Raw genomic sequence first — 17,632 nt, 5'->3', positions numbered from 1 at the left:
GCAACGCGCTCCGCATTGATCAAGGCATCAAGCTGATTGCAGTTTTCCATTGATCGCCATTCCCTGTGGAGATGAAGGCAATGAAGAAAGTATTTATGAGTTCTGTGCTCGCCGCTGTCATGTCGCAAACCGCCCTGCCCGTGCTGGCAGCCGATGCACACTATCCGGCTTTCCCGGTGCCAGCCAAAATGACGGCTGGTGCGAAAGCCGGTAATGTGATTTATGCGGGTCTGGGTACTGCAGGCAAAGCCTGGTACAAACTGGATTTATCTGAAAAAGAATTGAAATGGACCGCGCTGGCAGAGTTTCCTGATCAGCCGCGTGATGCTGCCACCTCGGTCACGGTTGGCGACGCGGTCTATGTATTTGCCGGACAAGGCAAAGCCGATCCTGCAGATAAACATTTGCAAATGTTTGATACGGTCTATCGTTATCTGATCAAAGAAGACCGCTGGGAAAAACTGCCGACCCGCACACCGGTTGGCTTGCTGGCAAGTTCTGCGGTCGTCAGCAAAGATGAAGTGATTTTCTTTGGCGGTGTGAATCAGCAAATTTTCAACGGTTATTTCCTTGATTATTTCGTGCATTCCGGCGGTCAGAAAGAAAAGCAGGATGCAGTCGCGCAGCATTATTTCGATCGCAAACCGGCTGACTATTTATTCAATCGCTATGTGCTGGCCTATAACACCAGCACCAATCAGTGGCGCTTTTTAGGCATTGATCCGAATCCGGGTACCGTTGGTGCGGCACTGGCAGTCAGTGGCAATACGATCACGATTACCGGCGGTGAAATCAAACCCGGTTTGCGTTCCCGTGAAAGTAAAACCGTGATTCTGAAAGACGGCAAGCTGGAATGGAAAGCGCAGCAAACCCTGCCTTCCGTTTCTGCCAATGAAGCGCAGGAAGGCCCTGCAGGTGCATTTGCCGGTTATGCGCAAGGGACGCTGCTGGTCGCTGGCGGTGCAAACTTCCCCGGTGCATGGAAGCAATTCAGTGCAGGTGAAAACTTTGCACACAAAGGATTGAAGAAAACCTGGCGCGATGAAATCTACAGCTACAGCAAAGGTCAGTGGAAACTGGCAGGCAAACTGCCGGTGGCGATGGGCTATGGCTCAGCGTTTCAGCTAGATGACGGTGTGCTGATTGTCGGTGGTGAATTGCAAGGCGGTGCAGCCAGTGCAGATGTGTTTCTGCTGCGCATGAAAGGCCAGCAAGTTGAGATCGTGCGCTGATCACTTCATGGGTCAGGCAGTCGTCATCTTCATCCGTCTTTCAAACACACTGTTGTGAACGAACCCTGAGTAGGTTGGGTGCTGCGAGTTTCGTGGTGCGTGATGCGGCGCACACGCACCACGTTTTTTTCTGCGCACCCGTTTCTGAACTGTCTGAATTTTCTGATTTTTTCCCGCTATGCGTACCATCGAAGGCAATCTCTATACCCGCGAGGGAATGCTGCCCGGCCGCTTACACACCGGAGCCGACGGCCGTATTACCGGCATCACCCGCTTACCGGCGGATCAGGTACCGGACCGGCTGATACTGCCCGGTTTCATTGATCTGCATGTGCATGGCGGCGGTGGTGCAGATCTGATGGAAGGTGCGCAAGCCGCAAACACCATTTGCCGCACCCATGCCCGTTTTGGCACCACCTCACTGGTTGCCACCACAGTCAGTGCCGCGCATGAAGATTTGAAGCAAGTGCTGAGTGCCATTGCCCCTTTATGCGATGCGCGCCGCCCGCAAAGTGCCCGGATTCTCGGCGTGCATCTGGAAGGTCCGTATCTGAACCGCGTGAAGCTCGGCGCGCAACCGGATCAGATTCAGCATGCCGATGCCAGTCGCATCCGTGAATTATGCGCACTGGCTCCAATCAAAATTCTGACGCTGGCTCCCGAAATGCTGAGCAATGAAGCTTTGCTGAAAGAGCTGAGCAGCGCCGGTATACGCCTGCAAATCGGACACAGTAATGGCAGTTACGAGCAAGGTAAACGCGCGCTGGAACAAGGTGTCAGCGGATTTACCCATTTATTTAACGCGATGAGTGGCTTGCATCATCGCGAACCCGGCATCGTTGGCGCTGCGCTGGCGCATGCCGAATACGCCGAAATTATCCCGGATTTGCTGCACGTACATCCGGGCGCCATGCTGGCTGCGCTGCGCAGCATTCCGGGTCTGTACGGCGTCAGTGATGCGACTGCTGCTACCGGTATGCCGGATGGTACGTATTTACTCGGCAGCCATCAGGTTCACAAATGTATGGGCGGTGTGCGTCTGAAAGACGGCACGCTGGCCGGTTCCTGCCTGACCATGGATCAGGCTTTACGCAATCTGGTGAAGATCGGTCTGCCTTTGCAAACCGCATCCGATTGCCTGTCTTTACGCCCTGCCCACTATCTGGGTCTGACTGACCGCGGCCAGCTGGCCGCAGGCATGATGGCTGATCTGGTGGTGCTGGACAATGATTTACAGATCCGGCAAGTCTGGGTCGAAGGAGAAGATATTGAGCTCGCTGCTTAAACAAGAGGCGCTGAGTGCACCGGACGTGGTGCAGTTTCAGGGTGAAACCACCAGCGAAGCATTACGCGACTTATGCGCGGCTTATCATCAGTGCCCGCCGGGTTACCTGATCACCATCGCACGCGGCAGTTCCGATCATGCCGCTGCTTACTTTGCTTATCTGGCGATGCTGAAACTGAAACGTCCGGTACTGTCGCTGCCGCCATCACTGATGACACTGCATCAGACGCAGTTTCCGGTGCAAAAGCAATGGGCATTTGCGATTTCGCAATCCGGCGCCAGTCCGGATCTGATCACCAGCATCAGCCAGTTACGCCAGCAAGGCGCACGCACCGTCAGCCTGACCAATCTGCCACATTCGGCACTGGAGCAAGTCGCGGAGTGGCATATACCGCTGTGCGCCGGCATTGAGCAAAGCGTTGCAGCCAGCAAAAGCTTCATCGCATCGCTGACGGCGACGGCGCGATTTGTGGCCTATGCCAGCGACGATGCCAGCCTTATCAATGCCTTGCAAACTCTGCCGGAAAAACTGAAAGCTGCTTGCAATAACCCGTGGCAAACCGCAATCACTACTCTGAAAAGCGCAGACAAAGCCTATGTCATTGGCCGCGGACTGGGTGAAACCATCGCACGCGAATGCGCGCTGAAACTGAAAGAAACTTGCGGCATACAGGCAGAAGCGTTCTCCAGCGCGGAAGTCCGGCACGGTCCTATGCAAGTGATACAGCCCGGTTATCCTGTACTGGTACTCGCGCTGCGCGGGCCTGAACAAGCGGATTGCCTGCGCTTTGCAGGTGATATGCGTGAACGTGGTGCGCAGGTATTGCTGGCAGCGCCTGAAGATATTGCTGACCGCGATCTCGATCTGATCTGCACCGATGATCTGCATCTTGATCCGGTGACGGCGATTCAAAGCTTTTATCTGATGGTGGAATCCCTTGCGATTGCCCGTGGCATGAATCCGGATGCACCGGCCTATCTGAAAAAAATTACCAAGACCGTTTAAAACGGCAACGATGCGTGCATTGTCTTCTCACCTGTGACAGGAAACATTTCTCCTGTCACAGGTGAAAGGAAGAGCTCAGCACATCACTCCCGCTGCACACTGCCTGTTTATAAAACCAATATCCATAAAGACAATTTCCGTTTTTACTGTTTGCGCAATACAACAAAAACAGAATTTGCTGACAACAAAATATGCAGAATTTTGTCCTTTGCCCATCAGGACAATATCGCTGTACGGAGGTATGGGCTATATCTAACGCATCCCGCAAGTCAGGGGGAGGAGACAACAATGAAATTTCAGATGACTATTCCGGCAATCACCATGCTGCTGGCAACTGCCTGCACCAGTCTGAATGCCTTAGCCGGTATTCCGGCCAGCACACCATTTCCGGCATCGGATGCCAGTTATGGTTGCTACCGGATTCCGGCAACTATCACATTACCGAACGGCGAAATACTGGCGTTCAGCGAAGGTCGCCCGTCCGGCTGCGCCGACTTTGGCAATATCCAGATCGTCATGAAACGCAGTACAGATGGCGGTACAACATGGTCTGCACAAACCGTCGTTGCCCGTAACGGTACAGTACAGGCCGGCAATGCCGTTCCTTTGCTGGATATGAAAGATCCGCGCTATCCGAATGGCCGTCTGTTTTTGTTTTATAACACCGGCAATGTCTCAGAAAGCACGCTGCGCAATGGCGGTAAAGGTTCACGCGAGCAATATGTTGTCACTTCTGTCGACAATGGCCTGACCTGGGACACGCCACGCAATATCACCGCGCAAACCGCCAAAATGGGACAAGCTCCGTACAACAATCCGGCTGGCTGGCGCACGCTGGCGATGGGGCCGGGTCATGGCTTACAGCACTCAAGCGGACGTCTGATCGTTCCGGGTAACTTCACTGCCGGACCTCCTTTAGCCGGATACGCCGATGGCCGTGCCTATGTGTTTTACAGCGATGATCATGGCGATACGTTTAAAATCGGCAATCCTGCTTCCTATCCGGGCGCGAATGAATCTACTGCGGCAGAACTCAGTGACACAATGGTCATGCTGAACAGCCGCGATCAGAGTGGTGTCAGCAAACGCCGTATCGTTGCCAGCAGTGCTGACGGCGGCCAGAATTTTGCAACAGCAGCGCCGGATCAGAATCTGATTGATCCCGTCTGCGAAGGCAGTTTGCTGAACATAGTCTGGAATGGCAAAAAATACCTGCTGCACGCTAATCCCGCCTCGACGACCAGCCGCTCTAACCTGACCATACGCGCCAGTGCCGATGACGGCAAAACCTGGCCATATTCGATTCTGATTACTTCCGGCGCTTCCGCATACAGCGATCTGACACTGGTGGATGCAAACAATGTCGGCATCATTTATGAAAACGGCGGCAACGGCATCCGCTTTATGCGCCTTCCTTTAAACATGATTATTAAGTAATTTTCCTTTTTATCCCTTTTACCCCAACTTCTCCAAAGTGGGTTACGGACAAAGCTTGACTGGGCTTTGTCCGTTTTTTTATTTTCGCAATAAAAAAACCCGCTCAGTTTTTGAGAACTGAACGGGAAAAACCACGGTAAAAACAGGAAATGCTAACTTCTTGCAAATCAGATGACGTCGGCGTAGCGGCGTTGGCGGATGGCAATTGCAATCATGACGAAAGAACACAAGACACCGATCCACAAACCTGGGCTTACATATTCGATCAACGCTTGCTGATAAGTGTTTTCCAGAGTGAATTCAGGTGTAGGTATTTTATTTTGAGTAACATCTGCAGCAAAATACCAAATGCCAGGAATTAAACTGCAGATACCGCGTACAAATATCTGGTATGAAAACTCAAAAGTACTCCATCCAAGCTTATCCATTACTTTTGAAATAAGCACCACAAATTCAATCAGAAACGGCACTCCGATCGCCCAGGGAAATACACGTGATTTACATACCGCAGACATCATCAGCATCCACGAAACTGACGGAAGTGCGAAAAGGCTATACAAAGGCAGCATCACAAAAATTCGAGTGAAATCCTGCCATATCTTTGGATTGAATAACACGCTGGCAATCTGTGCCAGACTTAACTGCTGAGTCAGGATAAGAAATACCATGCCTTTAACAACAAATAACAGCAAGCAAACCAGAATGACGGTTACAGGTCCGTAGAGTAGCGGATAAACAAGCTTTGACAGTACAGTAAGCCAGTCCGGCACAGGCAGCGACTTCCAAAACAGGATACTGCGATCAAGGCGATCCGTGTGTAAGCCCCCCATCACGTACATTAACGAAAGCATCGCACTGAAAGAACCTGTAATCATTAGTTCAAGAGGCAAGTCATTTACCAAACCTGCGTTGAATACAATTATCGAAGTTCCAAAAAAATTTATTGGCGCGAGATATGTATACTGAAATACAAACAATGCCAAAAAAACTGCAAAAAAAATTACTGGTAACCAGAACAGCTGCTTGTGCTCCCAAAATTCTTTTTTCAGCAATTGCTTAAAAACATGTATCTGACTGAAATCGCGATTATTCATTTTATTTTCTGGAATCGACATCTGGTTTAACAATCCAAAATCTGATGAAGTCTTCATTGATAATTTCCCTTCATAGCCTGAATAAATACGTCTGTCACACTGCATGCCTGCAACTCACCCAGAGCCATCAGCGTTTCCGCATCAACACCATCAAATAACATGATCTGGCTACCCAGTGTTTTTCGCTGATCAATCGGTTTTAAAGCCAGCGCCTGTTCCAGATTTTCTGGTTTGACGGCGATGGTAATAAAGCGCTGCTGCAGTTTTTCCATCGTTTCGTGCAAAACGATTTCGCCGTTTTGTATAAACATCACATCCGATAAGATGTTTTCAATTTCTTCGACCTGATGCGTAGTGATGATGATGGTGCGTTGTGCATCGTAGTAATCTTCAATCAGATGCCGGTAAAACATTTTTCGGTACATGATATCCAGCCCCAGTGTTGGCTCATCCAGCACCAGCAATTGCGCATCAATTGCCATGACCAGCGCCAGATGAAATTGCGCCAGCATGCCTTTCGACATTTCTTTGACTTTCATCGACGGTATTAACTTGGTCGCGGCGATATAACGCTCGGCTTTGGCGCGGTTAAAGCGCGGATGCACACCTTCCACAAAATCCAGTGCCTGACTGACCTTGATCCAGCGCGGCAGGACGGCAACATCGGCGACAAAACACACGTCATTCATCAGGGCATCGCGCTCGGTTTCCGGATTCAGGCCCAGTACCGATAACTCACCTTTAAACGGTGTCATGCCCAGAATGGCTTTCAGCAGGGTGGTTTTGCCGGAGCCGTTCGGGCCAATGATGCCCAGAATGCGTCCGCGTTCAATGCTGAAATTCAATTGCTTCAGGACCTCGGTCTTGCCATACGACTTGCCCAGGCCACTGGCGGAAATCATCACATCCATCAGATGCCTCCTTTGTCTTTGCGTGCAATCAGATCATCAATTCTGATACCCAGACTCTGCATTTTTTTCAGTACGGCAGGCCACTCCTCCTGCAGGAAGCGCTCGCGCTCGCTTTGCAGTAAGCGGTCTTTTGCGCCATCTAAAACAAACATGCCAAGCCCCCTCTTCATCTCTATGATCCCCTCATCCACCAATTCCTGATATGCCCGCGACACTGTCAGCGGATTCAGTTCAAAATCTGCAGCAATTTGCCTGACAGAAGGCAATGCATCACCCGGTGCCAGTTGCGCTTGCAGAATCATTTGCACCACTTTTTCCTTTAACTGCCGGTAAATCGGTGCGTTGTCGTGCCAGTTATGCGCCATTGCGATCCTTTTCTCTTATACACAGCCATCGCTCCCTCTCAATGTGTTGGTGTGTTAGTTAACTATAACACCAGAACAATGATTTGCAAATACTTTAATTAATTCTCTGGGATTAAAAAAACGACACTCTTTTTACAACGATGTCGACAACTGGCTATTGCGAAGCCAGCGAGAAGTTCGCCAATCCCGGCACTGAATTTGCTATCCTTGCACCTGCGTATGTAACCCAGAGGCCGGACCGTTGATATGAAACACAGCAAGACAGAACAACAGAATCAGACTTCTGCTGCTAAAAAAGAGCAGCGTCGCTTACAAATGGCAGACATTGCACGACTTGCCGGCGTTTCCACCTCAACTGTCTCGCGCGCACTCAGTGGCAGCAAACTGGTCAACGATGAAACCAAAGAGCGGATTGCCGCTCTTGCGAAATCTCTTAATTACTCAATTAATATAGGAGCGCAGAATCTGCGACTAAAGCAAAGCCGCACGATCGCAGTGGTCATTCCTTATGACACACAAACCCGCCAGCACTTAACAGATCCATTCTTTCTTGGCATGCTGGGTAGCCTTGCCGATGCGCTGACTGAACGTGGCTTTGATATGCTGGTATCGCGTGTTGATGCGGAGCAGCTGGACAGCGTGTCACAAATTTACGATACAGGCCGCGCCTCGGGAATTATTCTGATCGGACAGTGGCGGCATCATGATCAGCTGAATGAACTGGCATTACGCAAAGTTCCGCTGGTTGTCTGGGGCGCACAATTACCGCAACAACTTTACGTTACAGTGGGTAGCGACAATATTACCGGCGGACGTCTCGCAACCAGTCATCTGATCAGCCGGGGTAAAACATCGATCGCTTTTTTTGGTGATACAAGGTTGCCGGAAGTCTCGTTGCGTTTTCAGGGATACTGCGAAGCACTGCAGGATGCCGGCATTCCCCTGCAGGAATCACTGATCATTCCGGCATCGTTCTCAGAAGATGGTGGCCGTCAGGCTGTAGATGAACTTTGCCGAAGACAAGTCCGGTTTGATGGCTTATTCGCCACCAGCGATTTGCTGGCAATGACGTCGATTAATTCCCTGCGCGAAAAGCAGTTCCGTGTACCGGATGATATTGCGGTTGTCGGCTATGACGATATCGAGCTGGCTCGTTATTTCCATCCCCCTCTTACGACTGTCCGCCAGCCCATGCCAGCGGCTGCGCTTGCGATGGCAGACGCTGTCGTGCATCAAATCGATGCCCAGAGCATGCAGCCACGCTTACTGGAAACCGAACTGATCGTGCGACAGAGCAGCATCTGAAGCACCCGGTTTGCAAATACCATCCTCCGATTGCAAACGATTGCAAAAAAATCTGTGTATTCAAACAAAAAGGCCCTTCGAGCGCTAAGCAAAGGCTGATTTCTCATTTTGCATTGCAGCAAAAATGAGAAATGCAATCGAATGCAGTTGCAGATTTCAGACGTTTTCAGCTCGCAAATAGCCATTTCGCATCATTTACGGACATTCAACGAATGGCGATTCGTCAACGAAACTCCGCCTGCAATCGTTTGCGAATGCATTTCCATTTCTCGCCTGATGCTGAAATCAGGACCTTAAACGCACAATATCGGCGCATGCTGCACCGCATCTTTGCAATCGATTGCAAACAGAAATTTTTTGCACAATAATGGCACTCACCTACAGTGCAAAAGATCTTCAGGAATTTCTGGTGATGCCGGACATGCTGCAACCTGCATCAACATCATCGCACCGGGAATTGCTGGAGGTCTTTTGCTCCCGAACACCAACGCTGCATCACAGTCGTTTTCCAGTTTGGGCGACACAGGTACTTCCCCCTGACGCCGGACAACCGGTGGGCAAAAGATAACGGAGACAATAATGACACCTCAGCAACATCGTATGACACGTATGGCCAGCGTCGTTACCCTGGCAGTTTTGCACATGGCGGGCGCCTGGGCGCAGGAAGCGCCGACTGCTGCAAGCCAGGAGAAAGAGAAAAATTCGCTGAATCTGAATACGGTAATCGTAACCGGTACACCAACCGGTACATCAAAAATGAAGGCCAGTGTCGCGATCAGTTCGCTGGACGCGGATCAGATTGCACAGTCCTCACCAACCAATGCTGCCGAAATTCTGCGTGCCGTACCGGGTGTCCGTGCTGAATCTTCAGGTGGTGAAGGGAATGCCAATCTGACTGTACGCGGTGTACCAATTTCCGCAGGTGGTGCGCGCTATGTGCAGTTTCAGGAAGATGGCTTACCAGTGTTGCTGTTCGGTGATATCGCGTTCGCTACGCCGGACATGTATATCCGCGCGGATGGCAGCCTCAGTCATTTAGAAGTCGTGCGTGGTGGCAGTTCTTCCACGCTGGCAACCAATGCGCCGGGTGGCATCATCAATTTCATTACCAAAAATGGTAAGGAAAAAGGCGGAAGTATCGGTATTACCAAAGGCCTGGATTTTGATCAGACCCGCTTCGACTTTGATTATGGTGCGGCACTGTCACCGAAAACCCGGATGTTCGTTGCCGGCTATTACCGTCAGGGTGACAGCTCTCGCCCTGCGGGAGTTACTGCAGAAGATGGCGGTCAGATCCGTGGCAATATCACGCATGATCTGGATAATGGTTATATTCGTCTGAGCTTCAAGCACCTTGATGACAAAACGCCCATGAACATGCCGGTACCGGTAAAAACGGTGAACGGTACGATTTCCGAACTCCCCGGCATCGACCCGCGTACAGCCAGCTTTTATTCGCCGTACTGGACACGCGACATTGTTCTGGATAAAAACAACCAGAAAATTGCGACCAATGTAAATGATGGCCTGCATGTTCAGAGTAATGCGTTCGGCGCGGAAGCGTCTTTCCGTCTGGGCGATGGCTGGACGCTGGATGAAAAATTCCGCAAATCTACCAATACTGGACGCTTCATTTCTCTGTTTCCGGCAGACAGTGCCAATAACAGCACGGGTATGACCTATGCCACCGGACCAAATGCCGGTAAAGCCTATACCGGCCCTGCATTTACTGCGACAGTGTTCAATACTTCACTGGATGATCTGGGCAGTACAACCAATGATGCACGCATTTCCAAAGCTTTCGATTTCGGACAAGGCAAATTGTCCGCAACCGCCGGTTACTTTACTTCCATTCAGAATGTAGCACTGACCTGGAACTTCAATCAGTATCTGATGCAGGCAACCGGTGATAAACCGGCATTACTGAACTCAGCTGCAACGGTCAGTGGCAGCCCGGGTCTGCTTGCTCAGGGAACGAATGTCTGGGGCGGATGCTGTAACCGTGCAATCGATGCGCAGTACAAAACGAACGCACTGTATGCCAATCTTGGCTGGGAACAAGGTGACTGGAATGTTGACGGCAGCGCACGCAATGACAAGCAATCTGCCAGCGGCACTTATAATCAGGCCGTTAATCAGGCATACAGCCAGGCAAATACAAAGTTTATTAATTATACGGTTAACCACACTTCGTATTCTTTCGGTGTCAACTATCGCCTGAATAAAGATCTGGCTTTATTCGCCCGTACCAGTGAAGGTATTGCATTCAATGCAGACCGGATAATGTTCGGTAATCCGCTGGACGGCAGCGTTCCTATCAGTACCAATATCGTTAAACAGCACGAAGCCGGCGTGAAATGGAAATCAGGTGATTTCAGCAGTTTTGTGACAATGTTCCAGGCGAAAACTTCTGAATCCAATTTCGAAGCAACGACTCAGAAATTTTCTGCGAACACCTACGATGCGAAAGGTCTTGAAATCGAGGCCAGTTACAAAATCGGTGCGTTCCGTATGACTGGTGGTTTGACTTATACCAATGCAAGCATTGCCAATGCTGCAGATGCTTCGATTATCGGCAAAACACCACGCAGACAGGCCAAATACGTCTATCAGATTTCGCCGACTTACACGATGGGCGACGCGGTATTCGGCGCCAGTCTGATTGGCACGACAAAATCGTTCGGTGACGATGCAAACACCATCACCCTGCCGGGCTTTAACGTACTGAATGCATTTGTGAATTATCAGCTGACAGATCGTTTGCAAGCATCGGTTGGTATCAATAATCTGCTGAACACGATTGGTTACACCGAGGTGGAAGGCGACGGACATGCTGCACGCTCTATCAATGGCCGGACCATTCGTGCCACGCTGAAATACAGCTTCTGATCTGCTTCAGCGTTATCTATCTGTTTGTTTGCAGTACTTGGGTTCCTCTGGTCACCCCTCGACGACCGGGGGAACCCATTTCACACTAATCCTATGCACTCCGCACTCAACATGGAAATCGAACCGGTGGTTCGCGCTTGTCGCGAACGTTTTCTCAGTCAGACAAATATCGCTTTGCAACGGGATATCGATCAGCGCTTTCAGGAAAACGCACCTCTGTTATTTTGCACCTTACACAGCTTATACGGAGCCCGATTCCATTCCGGACAGGACTTCGCAGACTGGTGCCTGCAGTTGACTGAAGGAATGGCAAAGCAACTGGCAGAACGTCCGCAGGATTTACTGGCGCTGGATCATTACCGCCAGTTGCATCCGGACTGGTTCACCAGCCAGCATATGCTGGGATACTGCGCTTATGCAGATCGTTTTGGCGGCACGCTTTCCGGTGTGGAACAACACATTCCGCATTTGCAGGATCTGGGTGTCACCTATCTGCATTTGCTGCCTTTCTTAAAAGCACGTGCAGGTGAAAACGACGGCGGTTTCGCTGTTTCTGATTTCGCTGAAATTGCACCTGCGCTTGGCAATATGGCCGATCTGAAGCACTTAACATCTGCTTTACGCAGTGCCGGTATCAGCCTGTGTTCTGATCTGGTTCTGAATCATGTTGCAGATGATCATCCGTGGGCAATTGCCGCCCGCAACGGTAGTGAAGAACACCGCAGCTATTTTTATCATTACCCCGACCGCACGATACCCGATCAGTTTGAAAAGACACTGCCGCAGATTTTCCCGCAAGTGGCTCCTGGTAACTTCACCTATATCGAAGAGATGCAATCGTGGGTGTGGACGACGTTTTATCCTTATCAGTGGGATTTAAATTACAGCAATCCGGCAGTATTTGCAGAGATGAGCATTGCAATGCTGCACCTGGCCAATCAGGGAATTGAAGCTTTTCGCCTGGATTCCACGGCGTTTTTGTGGAAACGTCCGGGAACCAGCTGCATGAATGAACCGGAAGCTCATCAGATTCTTCAGTGTCTGCGCGCCATTGCGGCCATCGTCGTACCCGGCGTCATTCTGAAAGCGGAAGCGATTGTTCCTACACGAGACTTGCCACCTTACCTCGGCTCGCTCGATGGCAAAACAAAAGAATGTCACATGGCATATCACAGTAGCCTGATGGCCGGTGCATGGGTAGCAGTCGCAGAACAAAATGTCAGCCTGCTGTCTGAAGTTATCCGAAACACGCCGGAACTGCCACAGGATACCAGCTGGCTGAACTATGTACGCTGCCATGATGATATTGGCTGGAATGTACTGCGCCCTGATGCCGCAAATCTGGACGGCGATGTTCAGCAACGCTTATCCGCAGTTAGTCGTTTCTATGCAGGCCTTGACGGTAGCTTTGCCAGCGGCGCCAGCTTTCAGGCCAGTGATCCTTCAGCGGTACACGGCACTGTAGGGATGACTTCTGCATTGTGCGGACTGCAGAAGGCAACTTCGCCGGAAGCACGTCAGGCAGCACTGAACCGGATGTTATTACTGTACGGACTCAGTCTCTGCTTTGGCGGAATGCCTTTGATCTATATGGGAGATGAGTTCGCGCAGGGAAATGATGACACTTACACCGATCGCGCTGCACACCGTCTGGATGCACGCTGGTTGCATCGTCCTTTGTGGAGTGAGCAACTCGCATCGGCCAGCCATGACGATCAAACTGTATCCGGGCAATTCCGGTACAGCCTGCAAACCCTGCTGCGCTGGCGACGGTCATTGCCACAACTGGCAGCACCGTATCGCAGACAAGTTATTGAGAGCAATGACCCTGCACTGTTAATCATGGCCCGCATCGCAAAAGATAATGCCATGCTGTTCGTCGGTAATTTTTCAGATCAAAGGAAGTCAGTGGTTTTACCAACGCCTAATGCACTTTTTGGCAGAAGTGAAGATGAGCAACATCAGCAATGGAAAAGCGTGAATGGAAATCTCTGCGGCGATACACTGGATCTGGAACCCTGGGGCCAGATCTGGCTGACACAGGATAATGAATCGGTTTCGGGAGTACAGAAATGACGCTGGCTTGTATCGCAGTATTCGGTGAAGTGTTGCTTGACGAATTTCCGGATGGTGCAGTTATTGGCGGCGCACCGTACAACGTTGCACGTGCCCTCGCTTGCTTTGGTGCAGACCCGTTAATGATCACACGCACAGGACAAGATGACTTTGCAGCGTTGATTCGTCAGGATATGCGCGATGCAGATATGCGCTGTCAGGGTGTTCAGTCTGATAAACAATGGCCAACCGGGCGCGTGCTAGTAGACTTCGACGCTAATGACCCGCTGACGCATACTTTTAAGATTGTACGCAATCAGGCTTACGATCAGATTGATGGCGACGAGGCACGTCGCCAGTTCGAATCTTATTTGGAGCAGCGAGGATGCCGCAGTCAGCAAGCGATTTTGTATTTCGGCACCCTTGCCCTGCGCCAGCTGACTTCCCGCAGCGCATTGCGGTCGCTTCTGACAGACAATATGGCATTACGTTATCTGGACCTGAATCTGCGGCAACAGGAAGTGGGTGAGCAAGTCATTCGCGAAGCAATCGCTGCTGCGGATATTCTCAAAATCAATGAGGATGAATTACAGATTCTGCTGACCATGTATTCTGTTTCTGAAACGATACACTCTGCTAAGGACAGCGAATCTTCTCCTTCAGATCATCTGCTTACAGCGATGTTGTCCCGGCTTGAACTGAAAGCGCTGATTGTGACTCTCGGTGCAGAAGGCTATGCGTATGCGGATCAGCAGGGAAATATCTTACGCGGCAAGCCGGCACAAGCAGTCGATGTCGCTGACACAGTAGGTGCAGGCGATGCTTTTTCTGCGGTATTTTTACTGGGATTACTGAAGCAATGGCCAACAGAGATAACGCTGCGTCGCGCACAGGACTTTGCCGGCGCCATCTGTCAGGTTCGCGGCGCTGCCGGGCCTCGTTCACTTTACAAAGAATGGCTGCAGGCCTGGCAATAGTTTCTGACTCCGAACCATATTCACGGTGCTCCTGATCATGATGAATTCCACTTCCGCGGTATCCCGGACGCAAAAACCGGCACTGAATTTCAGCCAGATCATCAATATGAATGCCGGTTTTTTCGGTATTCAATTCAGTTTTGGCTTGCAGCAAAGCAGTATGAGTCCCATCTATTCTTATCTGGGAGCGGATGAATCCAGTCTTCCGTATTTGTGGCTCGCCGGACCTGTCACCGGTCTGATTGTGCAACCGCTGATCGGTGCTATGAGTGACCGCACTGTCAGTCGCTGGGGGCGCCGGTCTCCATATTTTCTGATCGGTGCGATTCTTTGCAGTCTCGGCTTACTGGCGATGCCCTACAGCCCTGTATTGTGGATCGCTGCAAGTTTATTGTGGATTCTGGATGCGGCAAACAATGTAACGATGGAACCTTATCGCGCCTTCGTCAGCGATAAACTGGATACATCGCAGCATTCTCTCGGCTTTCTGACACAAAGTGCATTTACCGGTTTGGGGCAAACACTGGCCTATCTGACACCATCGATTCTTGTCTGGCTCGGTATGAATAAAGATGCGGTGAATGCGCACAACATACCGCATATCGTGATAGCCGCGTTTATGATCGGTGCTTTTTTTTCACTTGCATCCATTTTATGGACGCTGAAAACCACACCTGAAATCCCGCTGAGCGACGAAGAAATTCGGATTATCCGCTCGGAACCATCAGGCTGGCGTACCACATTGCGCGATATTGCGACAGCTTTCCGCGAAATGCCGCTGACCATGAAACAACTTGCACTGGTTAAATTGTTTCAGTGGTATGCAATGTTTTGCTACTGGCAGTACATCGTGTTATCTCTTGCCCGGACGGTTTTTCATACCACCGATCCGACCTCGGCCGGATTTCGTGAGGCGGGTTTGCTGAACGGAAAAATCGGCGCTTTCTACAATCTGGTTGCTTTTTTTGCGGCATTTGCCCTGATTCCTTTTACCCGCCGTTTTGGCCCGAAAATCACACACGCGGTTTGCCTGATTTGTGCTGGTATTGCGATGCTGAGCATTCCGTCGATTACGGATCCTGTCTTGCTTGTAGTTCCTATGATTGGCATCGGGCTGGCCTGGGCCAGTATTATGGGAAATCCGTATGTCATGCTGGCCGGATGTATACCTCCGCAAAAAACCGGTATTTACATGGGTATTTTCAATATGTTTATTGTTATCCCAATGATCATTCAGATTTTCACTCTGCCTCTGTATCATCTGAGCCTGCTGAACGGCAATCCTGAGAACGTCATCCGTCTGGCAGGCGTGTTACTGATTATTGCAGCAGGATGCGTGGGATTTGTGAAAACTGCGGATCGCTTGCCAGTTGTGCCTTCACCAGCACGCTAAACTCGCTCATCTTCGCAGGGCAACGGGATTTGCCAGCTGATGTTGTTCATCCTGCCGGAAAAAGCGAATTGCCTGCTGTAGTTGAGCTGACTGTCCGGTCAGGGCGAGCACGGATGCCTGCTGCTGTTCCAGCCGTGTAATGCTCTGACTGGTCTGATTCTGCAATGCAAGCAGCAGCGATGAAGTCTCTTCAATATGGCTGCGCTGCTGCTCGCAGCGCTCACGTATGCCAGCCATCTCGCTACTGACTTCACCGGTATCAGCCACGATGCCGCTCACACGCTGATGAATTTCTTTGACCAGCATACCGCCATGCCCGGCATTTCGCTGACTTTCATCAACAAGCTGCCGGATCATCGCTGCAGCACGCGCACTGCGTTGAGCAAGCGCACGCACCTCACCGGCAACAACCACAAATCCTTTGCCTGCATCACCTGCATGTGCCGCTTCAATCGTGGCGTTAATGGCGAGCATATTAGTTTGCATCGCAATGCTGTCTGCTTCTGCGGTAATCTGACCGATCTGTTCAGCGCCAGTCTGAATAGACTGCATAGACTTCAGTAACTGCCGTATCATTTCCTCGCAGCCATTGGCAGATTGTGCAGCCAGTCCGGCACGTTCATCTGCAGAAACCGCAAACGTCTGATTTTGCATGACCGAGTGCGCAAGCCGCTGATTGGCCTCCAGCACCTGATGCAAGACCCTGATCTGATGAGCAGCAGCGCGGTGACTTTCGGTACTGCTGACCTGTAATTCATTGCCGGTATTTTCCAGCGCTCCGGCCTGGGTCTGCATCATCTCAACGATTTGCAGAAGCACATCACGCATGCGCTGAATTGACTGTTGCAACTCGCCCAGCTCGCCATGTCCATTCTCAGTAATTTTCTGACTCAGCTTACCGTGACTGATCGCATCCGCGACGTGCATACAACTTTGCAAAGGATGGACAATAGAGGCAGCTAAGCGCCTTGATACCCAGAAACCCGCGATCAGCAAGAAACTCAGAATCAGCAACATTCCGGTAATTACCCGTGCACCTTGTTTTTCGAGGTCTGCAATTTTATTGTCCAGCGTCGTGTCCTGAAGACGGGTCATTGTGCTCAGGCTGCCGAAATACCTGCTCTGAATTGGCTCCAGATGCTGAGTCACAAAATTCGCCGCCTCCATAATGCCGCCCGACTCGGCAAACTGCAGCGCCTGCCGCACAGCAGTTGCATATGCGGCGCTCTCCGCTGTGAGACTGTCGCGTGAAGGTGCAGGAAATTCCTGCTGCATCGTTTTATCGGTATTACCCTTAGCCGTTGCAGGTTCCGGACGATCCAGTGTATCCGGGAAATGGCGCAGTATGGTTTGTAAGTCGCGCTGCTCTTTGCTTTGCAAATCACTGAGCCTGGCCTTCTCTGCATTCAGCGCTTCTGCATCGGTCAGTAGCGCAATATGCCGTATCGCGACAGCGATCAGTTGTAAATTCTGCTGCTGCCCGGATAACAGCGCACGGCGTTCAAGCTGCGTTCCGGTCAGTTCGCGCACCTGACTGCGAAAACTGTTCAGCGCGACAATCCCCGTCAGTGCCGACAGTAACGCCAGCAAAGCAAGTGTCATGGCGGCCAGATTCAGGCGTGTTTCTATACGTTGTGCGCGTTGGGATAACCATTGAATGATTTTTGCAGCCATGCCGGACTC

13 protein-coding genes are annotated in these 17,632 nt (G+C 50.9%); 9 read left to right on the top strand and 4 right to left on the bottom strand.

Annotated features, from left to right (window positions below):
* Positions 1-71 precede the first annotated feature (71 nt).
* The 4 genes from KDM89_RS06645 to KDM89_RS06630 all read left to right on the top strand — a co-directional run bounded on the left by KDM89_RS06645 (position 72) and on the right by KDM89_RS06630 (position 4,960).
* Positions 72-1,232: an N-acetylneuraminate epimerase gene (locus KDM89_RS06645; protein WP_329604626.1), complete on the top strand. Its 1,161-nt coding sequence runs from the start codon at positions 72-74 to the stop codon at positions 1,230-1,232.
* A 178-nt stretch (positions 1,233-1,410) separates the two neighbouring features.
* Positions 1,411-2,517 carry an N-acetylglucosamine-6-phosphate deacetylase gene (nagA, locus tag KDM89_RS06640; protein ID WP_212687147.1) on the top strand — a complete coding sequence of 369 codons (1,107 nt, stop codon included), beginning with the start codon at positions 1,411-1,413 and terminating at the stop codon, positions 2,515-2,517.
* Positions 2,501-3,523 (top strand): SIS domain-containing protein, encoded by a 1,023-nt coding sequence (locus KDM89_RS06635; protein WP_212687146.1) that lies wholly within the window; start codon positions 2,501-2,503, stop codon positions 3,521-3,523. The genes nagA and KDM89_RS06635 overlap by 17 nt, the downstream gene beginning before the upstream one ends.
* Positions 3,524-3,811: 288 nt before the next feature.
* The gene (locus KDM89_RS06630; protein ID WP_212687145.1) at positions 3,812-4,960 is read left to right on the top strand and encodes a sialidase family protein; all 1,149 of its coding nucleotides are present in this window, start codon (positions 3,812-3,814) and stop codon (positions 4,958-4,960) included.
* Positions 4,961-5,127: 167 nt separating this feature from the next.
* Here the strand turns inward: KDM89_RS06630 and KDM89_RS06625 are convergent, their stop codons facing one another.
* Genes KDM89_RS06625 through KDM89_RS06615 form a run of 3 tightly spaced genes read right to left on the bottom strand, consistent with a single transcriptional unit; the run spans position 5,128 to position 7,330 of the window.
* Positions 5,128-6,111: a hypothetical protein gene (locus KDM89_RS06625; RefSeq protein ID WP_212687144.1), complete on the bottom strand. Its 984-nt coding sequence runs from the start codon at positions 6,109-6,111 to the stop codon at positions 5,128-5,130.
* Entirely contained in the window at positions 6,108-6,965 is an 858-nt protein-coding gene (locus KDM89_RS06620) for an ABC transporter ATP-binding protein (protein ID WP_212687143.1), read from the bottom strand. The genes KDM89_RS06625 and KDM89_RS06620 overlap by 4 nt, the downstream gene beginning before the upstream one ends.
* Positions 6,965-7,330, bottom strand: a complete 366-nt coding sequence (locus KDM89_RS06615; RefSeq protein WP_212687142.1) for a GntR family transcriptional regulator — start codon at positions 7,328-7,330, stop codon at positions 6,965-6,967. Before KDM89_RS06615 ends, KDM89_RS06620 begins: the two co-directional genes overlap by 1 nt.
* A 246-nt stretch (positions 7,331-7,576) precedes the next feature.
* Here KDM89_RS06615 and KDM89_RS06610 point away from each other — a divergent pair, with 246 nt between their 5' ends.
* From KDM89_RS06610 to KDM89_RS06590, 5 genes are all read left to right on the top strand, one after another.
* Positions 7,577-8,635, top strand: coding sequence for a LacI family DNA-binding transcriptional regulator (locus tag KDM89_RS06610; protein ID WP_230427705.1), 1,059 nt, complete (start codon positions 7,577-7,579; stop codon positions 8,633-8,635).
* Positions 8,636-9,214: 579 nt separating this feature from the next.
* Positions 9,215-11,524: a TonB-dependent receptor gene (locus KDM89_RS06605; RefSeq protein WP_212687141.1), complete on the top strand. Its 2,310-nt coding sequence runs from the start codon at positions 9,215-9,217 to the stop codon at positions 11,522-11,524.
* A 111-nt stretch (positions 11,525-11,635) separates the two neighbouring features.
* Entirely contained in the window at positions 11,636-13,600 is a 1,965-nt protein-coding gene (locus KDM89_RS06600; RefSeq protein WP_230427704.1) for an alpha-amylase family protein, read from the top strand.
* Positions 13,597-14,556, top strand: a complete 960-nt coding sequence (locus KDM89_RS06595; RefSeq protein ID WP_212687140.1) for a PfkB family carbohydrate kinase — start codon at positions 13,597-13,599, stop codon at positions 14,554-14,556. The genes KDM89_RS06600 and KDM89_RS06595 overlap by 4 nt, the downstream gene beginning before the upstream one ends.
* Before the next feature lie 37 nt (positions 14,557-14,593).
* Positions 14,594-15,949, top strand: coding sequence for an MFS transporter (locus tag KDM89_RS06590; RefSeq protein WP_230427703.1), 1,356 nt, complete (start codon positions 14,594-14,596; stop codon positions 15,947-15,949).
* A gap of 6 nt (positions 15,950-15,955) precedes the next feature.
* Here the strand turns inward: KDM89_RS06590 and KDM89_RS06585 are convergent, their stop codons facing one another.
* Positions 15,956-17,623 carry a methyl-accepting chemotaxis protein gene (locus KDM89_RS06585; protein ID WP_212687139.1) on the bottom strand — a complete coding sequence of 556 codons (1,668 nt, stop codon included), beginning with the start codon at positions 17,621-17,623 and terminating at the stop codon, positions 15,956-15,958.
* Positions 17,624-17,632: the final 9 nt, after the last annotated feature.

Origin of the sequence: Cognatundibacterium luofuense, from assembly GCF_018139685.1 — a bacterium.
Lineage (GTDB): Bacteria > Pseudomonadota > Gammaproteobacteria > Burkholderiales > Burkholderiaceae_D > Undibacterium > Undibacterium luofuense.
This window is presented reverse-complemented; position numbering and strand designations above follow the sequence as displayed.

Excerpts from the sequence above, each read along its gene's own strand:
- KDM89_RS06645 (WP_329604626.1), top strand. The coding sequence starts at position 72 with ATGAAGGCAATGAAGAAAGTATTTATGAGTTCTGTGCTCGCCGCTGTC.
- nagA (WP_212687147.1), top strand. The coding sequence starts at position 1,411 with ATGCGTACCATCGAAGGCAATCTCTATACCCGCGAGGGAATGCTGCCC.
- KDM89_RS06630 (WP_212687145.1), top strand. The coding sequence starts at position 3,812 with ATGAAATTTCAGATGACTATTCCGGCAATCACCATGCTGCTGGCAACT.
- KDM89_RS06625 (WP_212687144.1), bottom strand. The coding sequence starts at position 6,111 with ATGAAGACTTCATCAGATTTTGGATTGTTAAACCAGATGTCGATTCCA.
- KDM89_RS06620 (WP_212687143.1), bottom strand. The coding sequence starts at position 6,965 with ATGGATGTGATGATTTCCGCCAGTGGCCTGGGCAAGTCGTATGGCAAG.
- KDM89_RS06615 (WP_212687142.1), bottom strand. The coding sequence starts at position 7,330 with ATGGCGCATAACTGGCACGACAACGCACCGATTTACCGGCAGTTAAAG.
- KDM89_RS06610 (WP_230427705.1), top strand. The coding sequence starts at position 7,577 with ATGAAACACAGCAAGACAGAACAACAGAATCAGACTTCTGCTGCTAAA.
- KDM89_RS06605 (WP_212687141.1), top strand. The coding sequence starts at position 9,215 with ATGACACCTCAGCAACATCGTATGACACGTATGGCCAGCGTCGTTACC.
- KDM89_RS06600 (WP_230427704.1), top strand. The coding sequence starts at position 11,636 with ATGGAAATCGAACCGGTGGTTCGCGCTTGTCGCGAACGTTTTCTCAGT.
- KDM89_RS06595 (WP_212687140.1), top strand. The coding sequence starts at position 13,597 with ATGACGCTGGCTTGTATCGCAGTATTCGGTGAAGTGTTGCTTGACGAA.
- KDM89_RS06590 (WP_230427703.1), top strand. The coding sequence starts at position 14,594 with ATGATGAATTCCACTTCCGCGGTATCCCGGACGCAAAAACCGGCACTG.
- KDM89_RS06585 (WP_212687139.1), bottom strand. The coding sequence starts at position 17,623 with ATGGCTGCAAAAATCATTCAATGGTTATCCCAACGCGCACAACGTATA.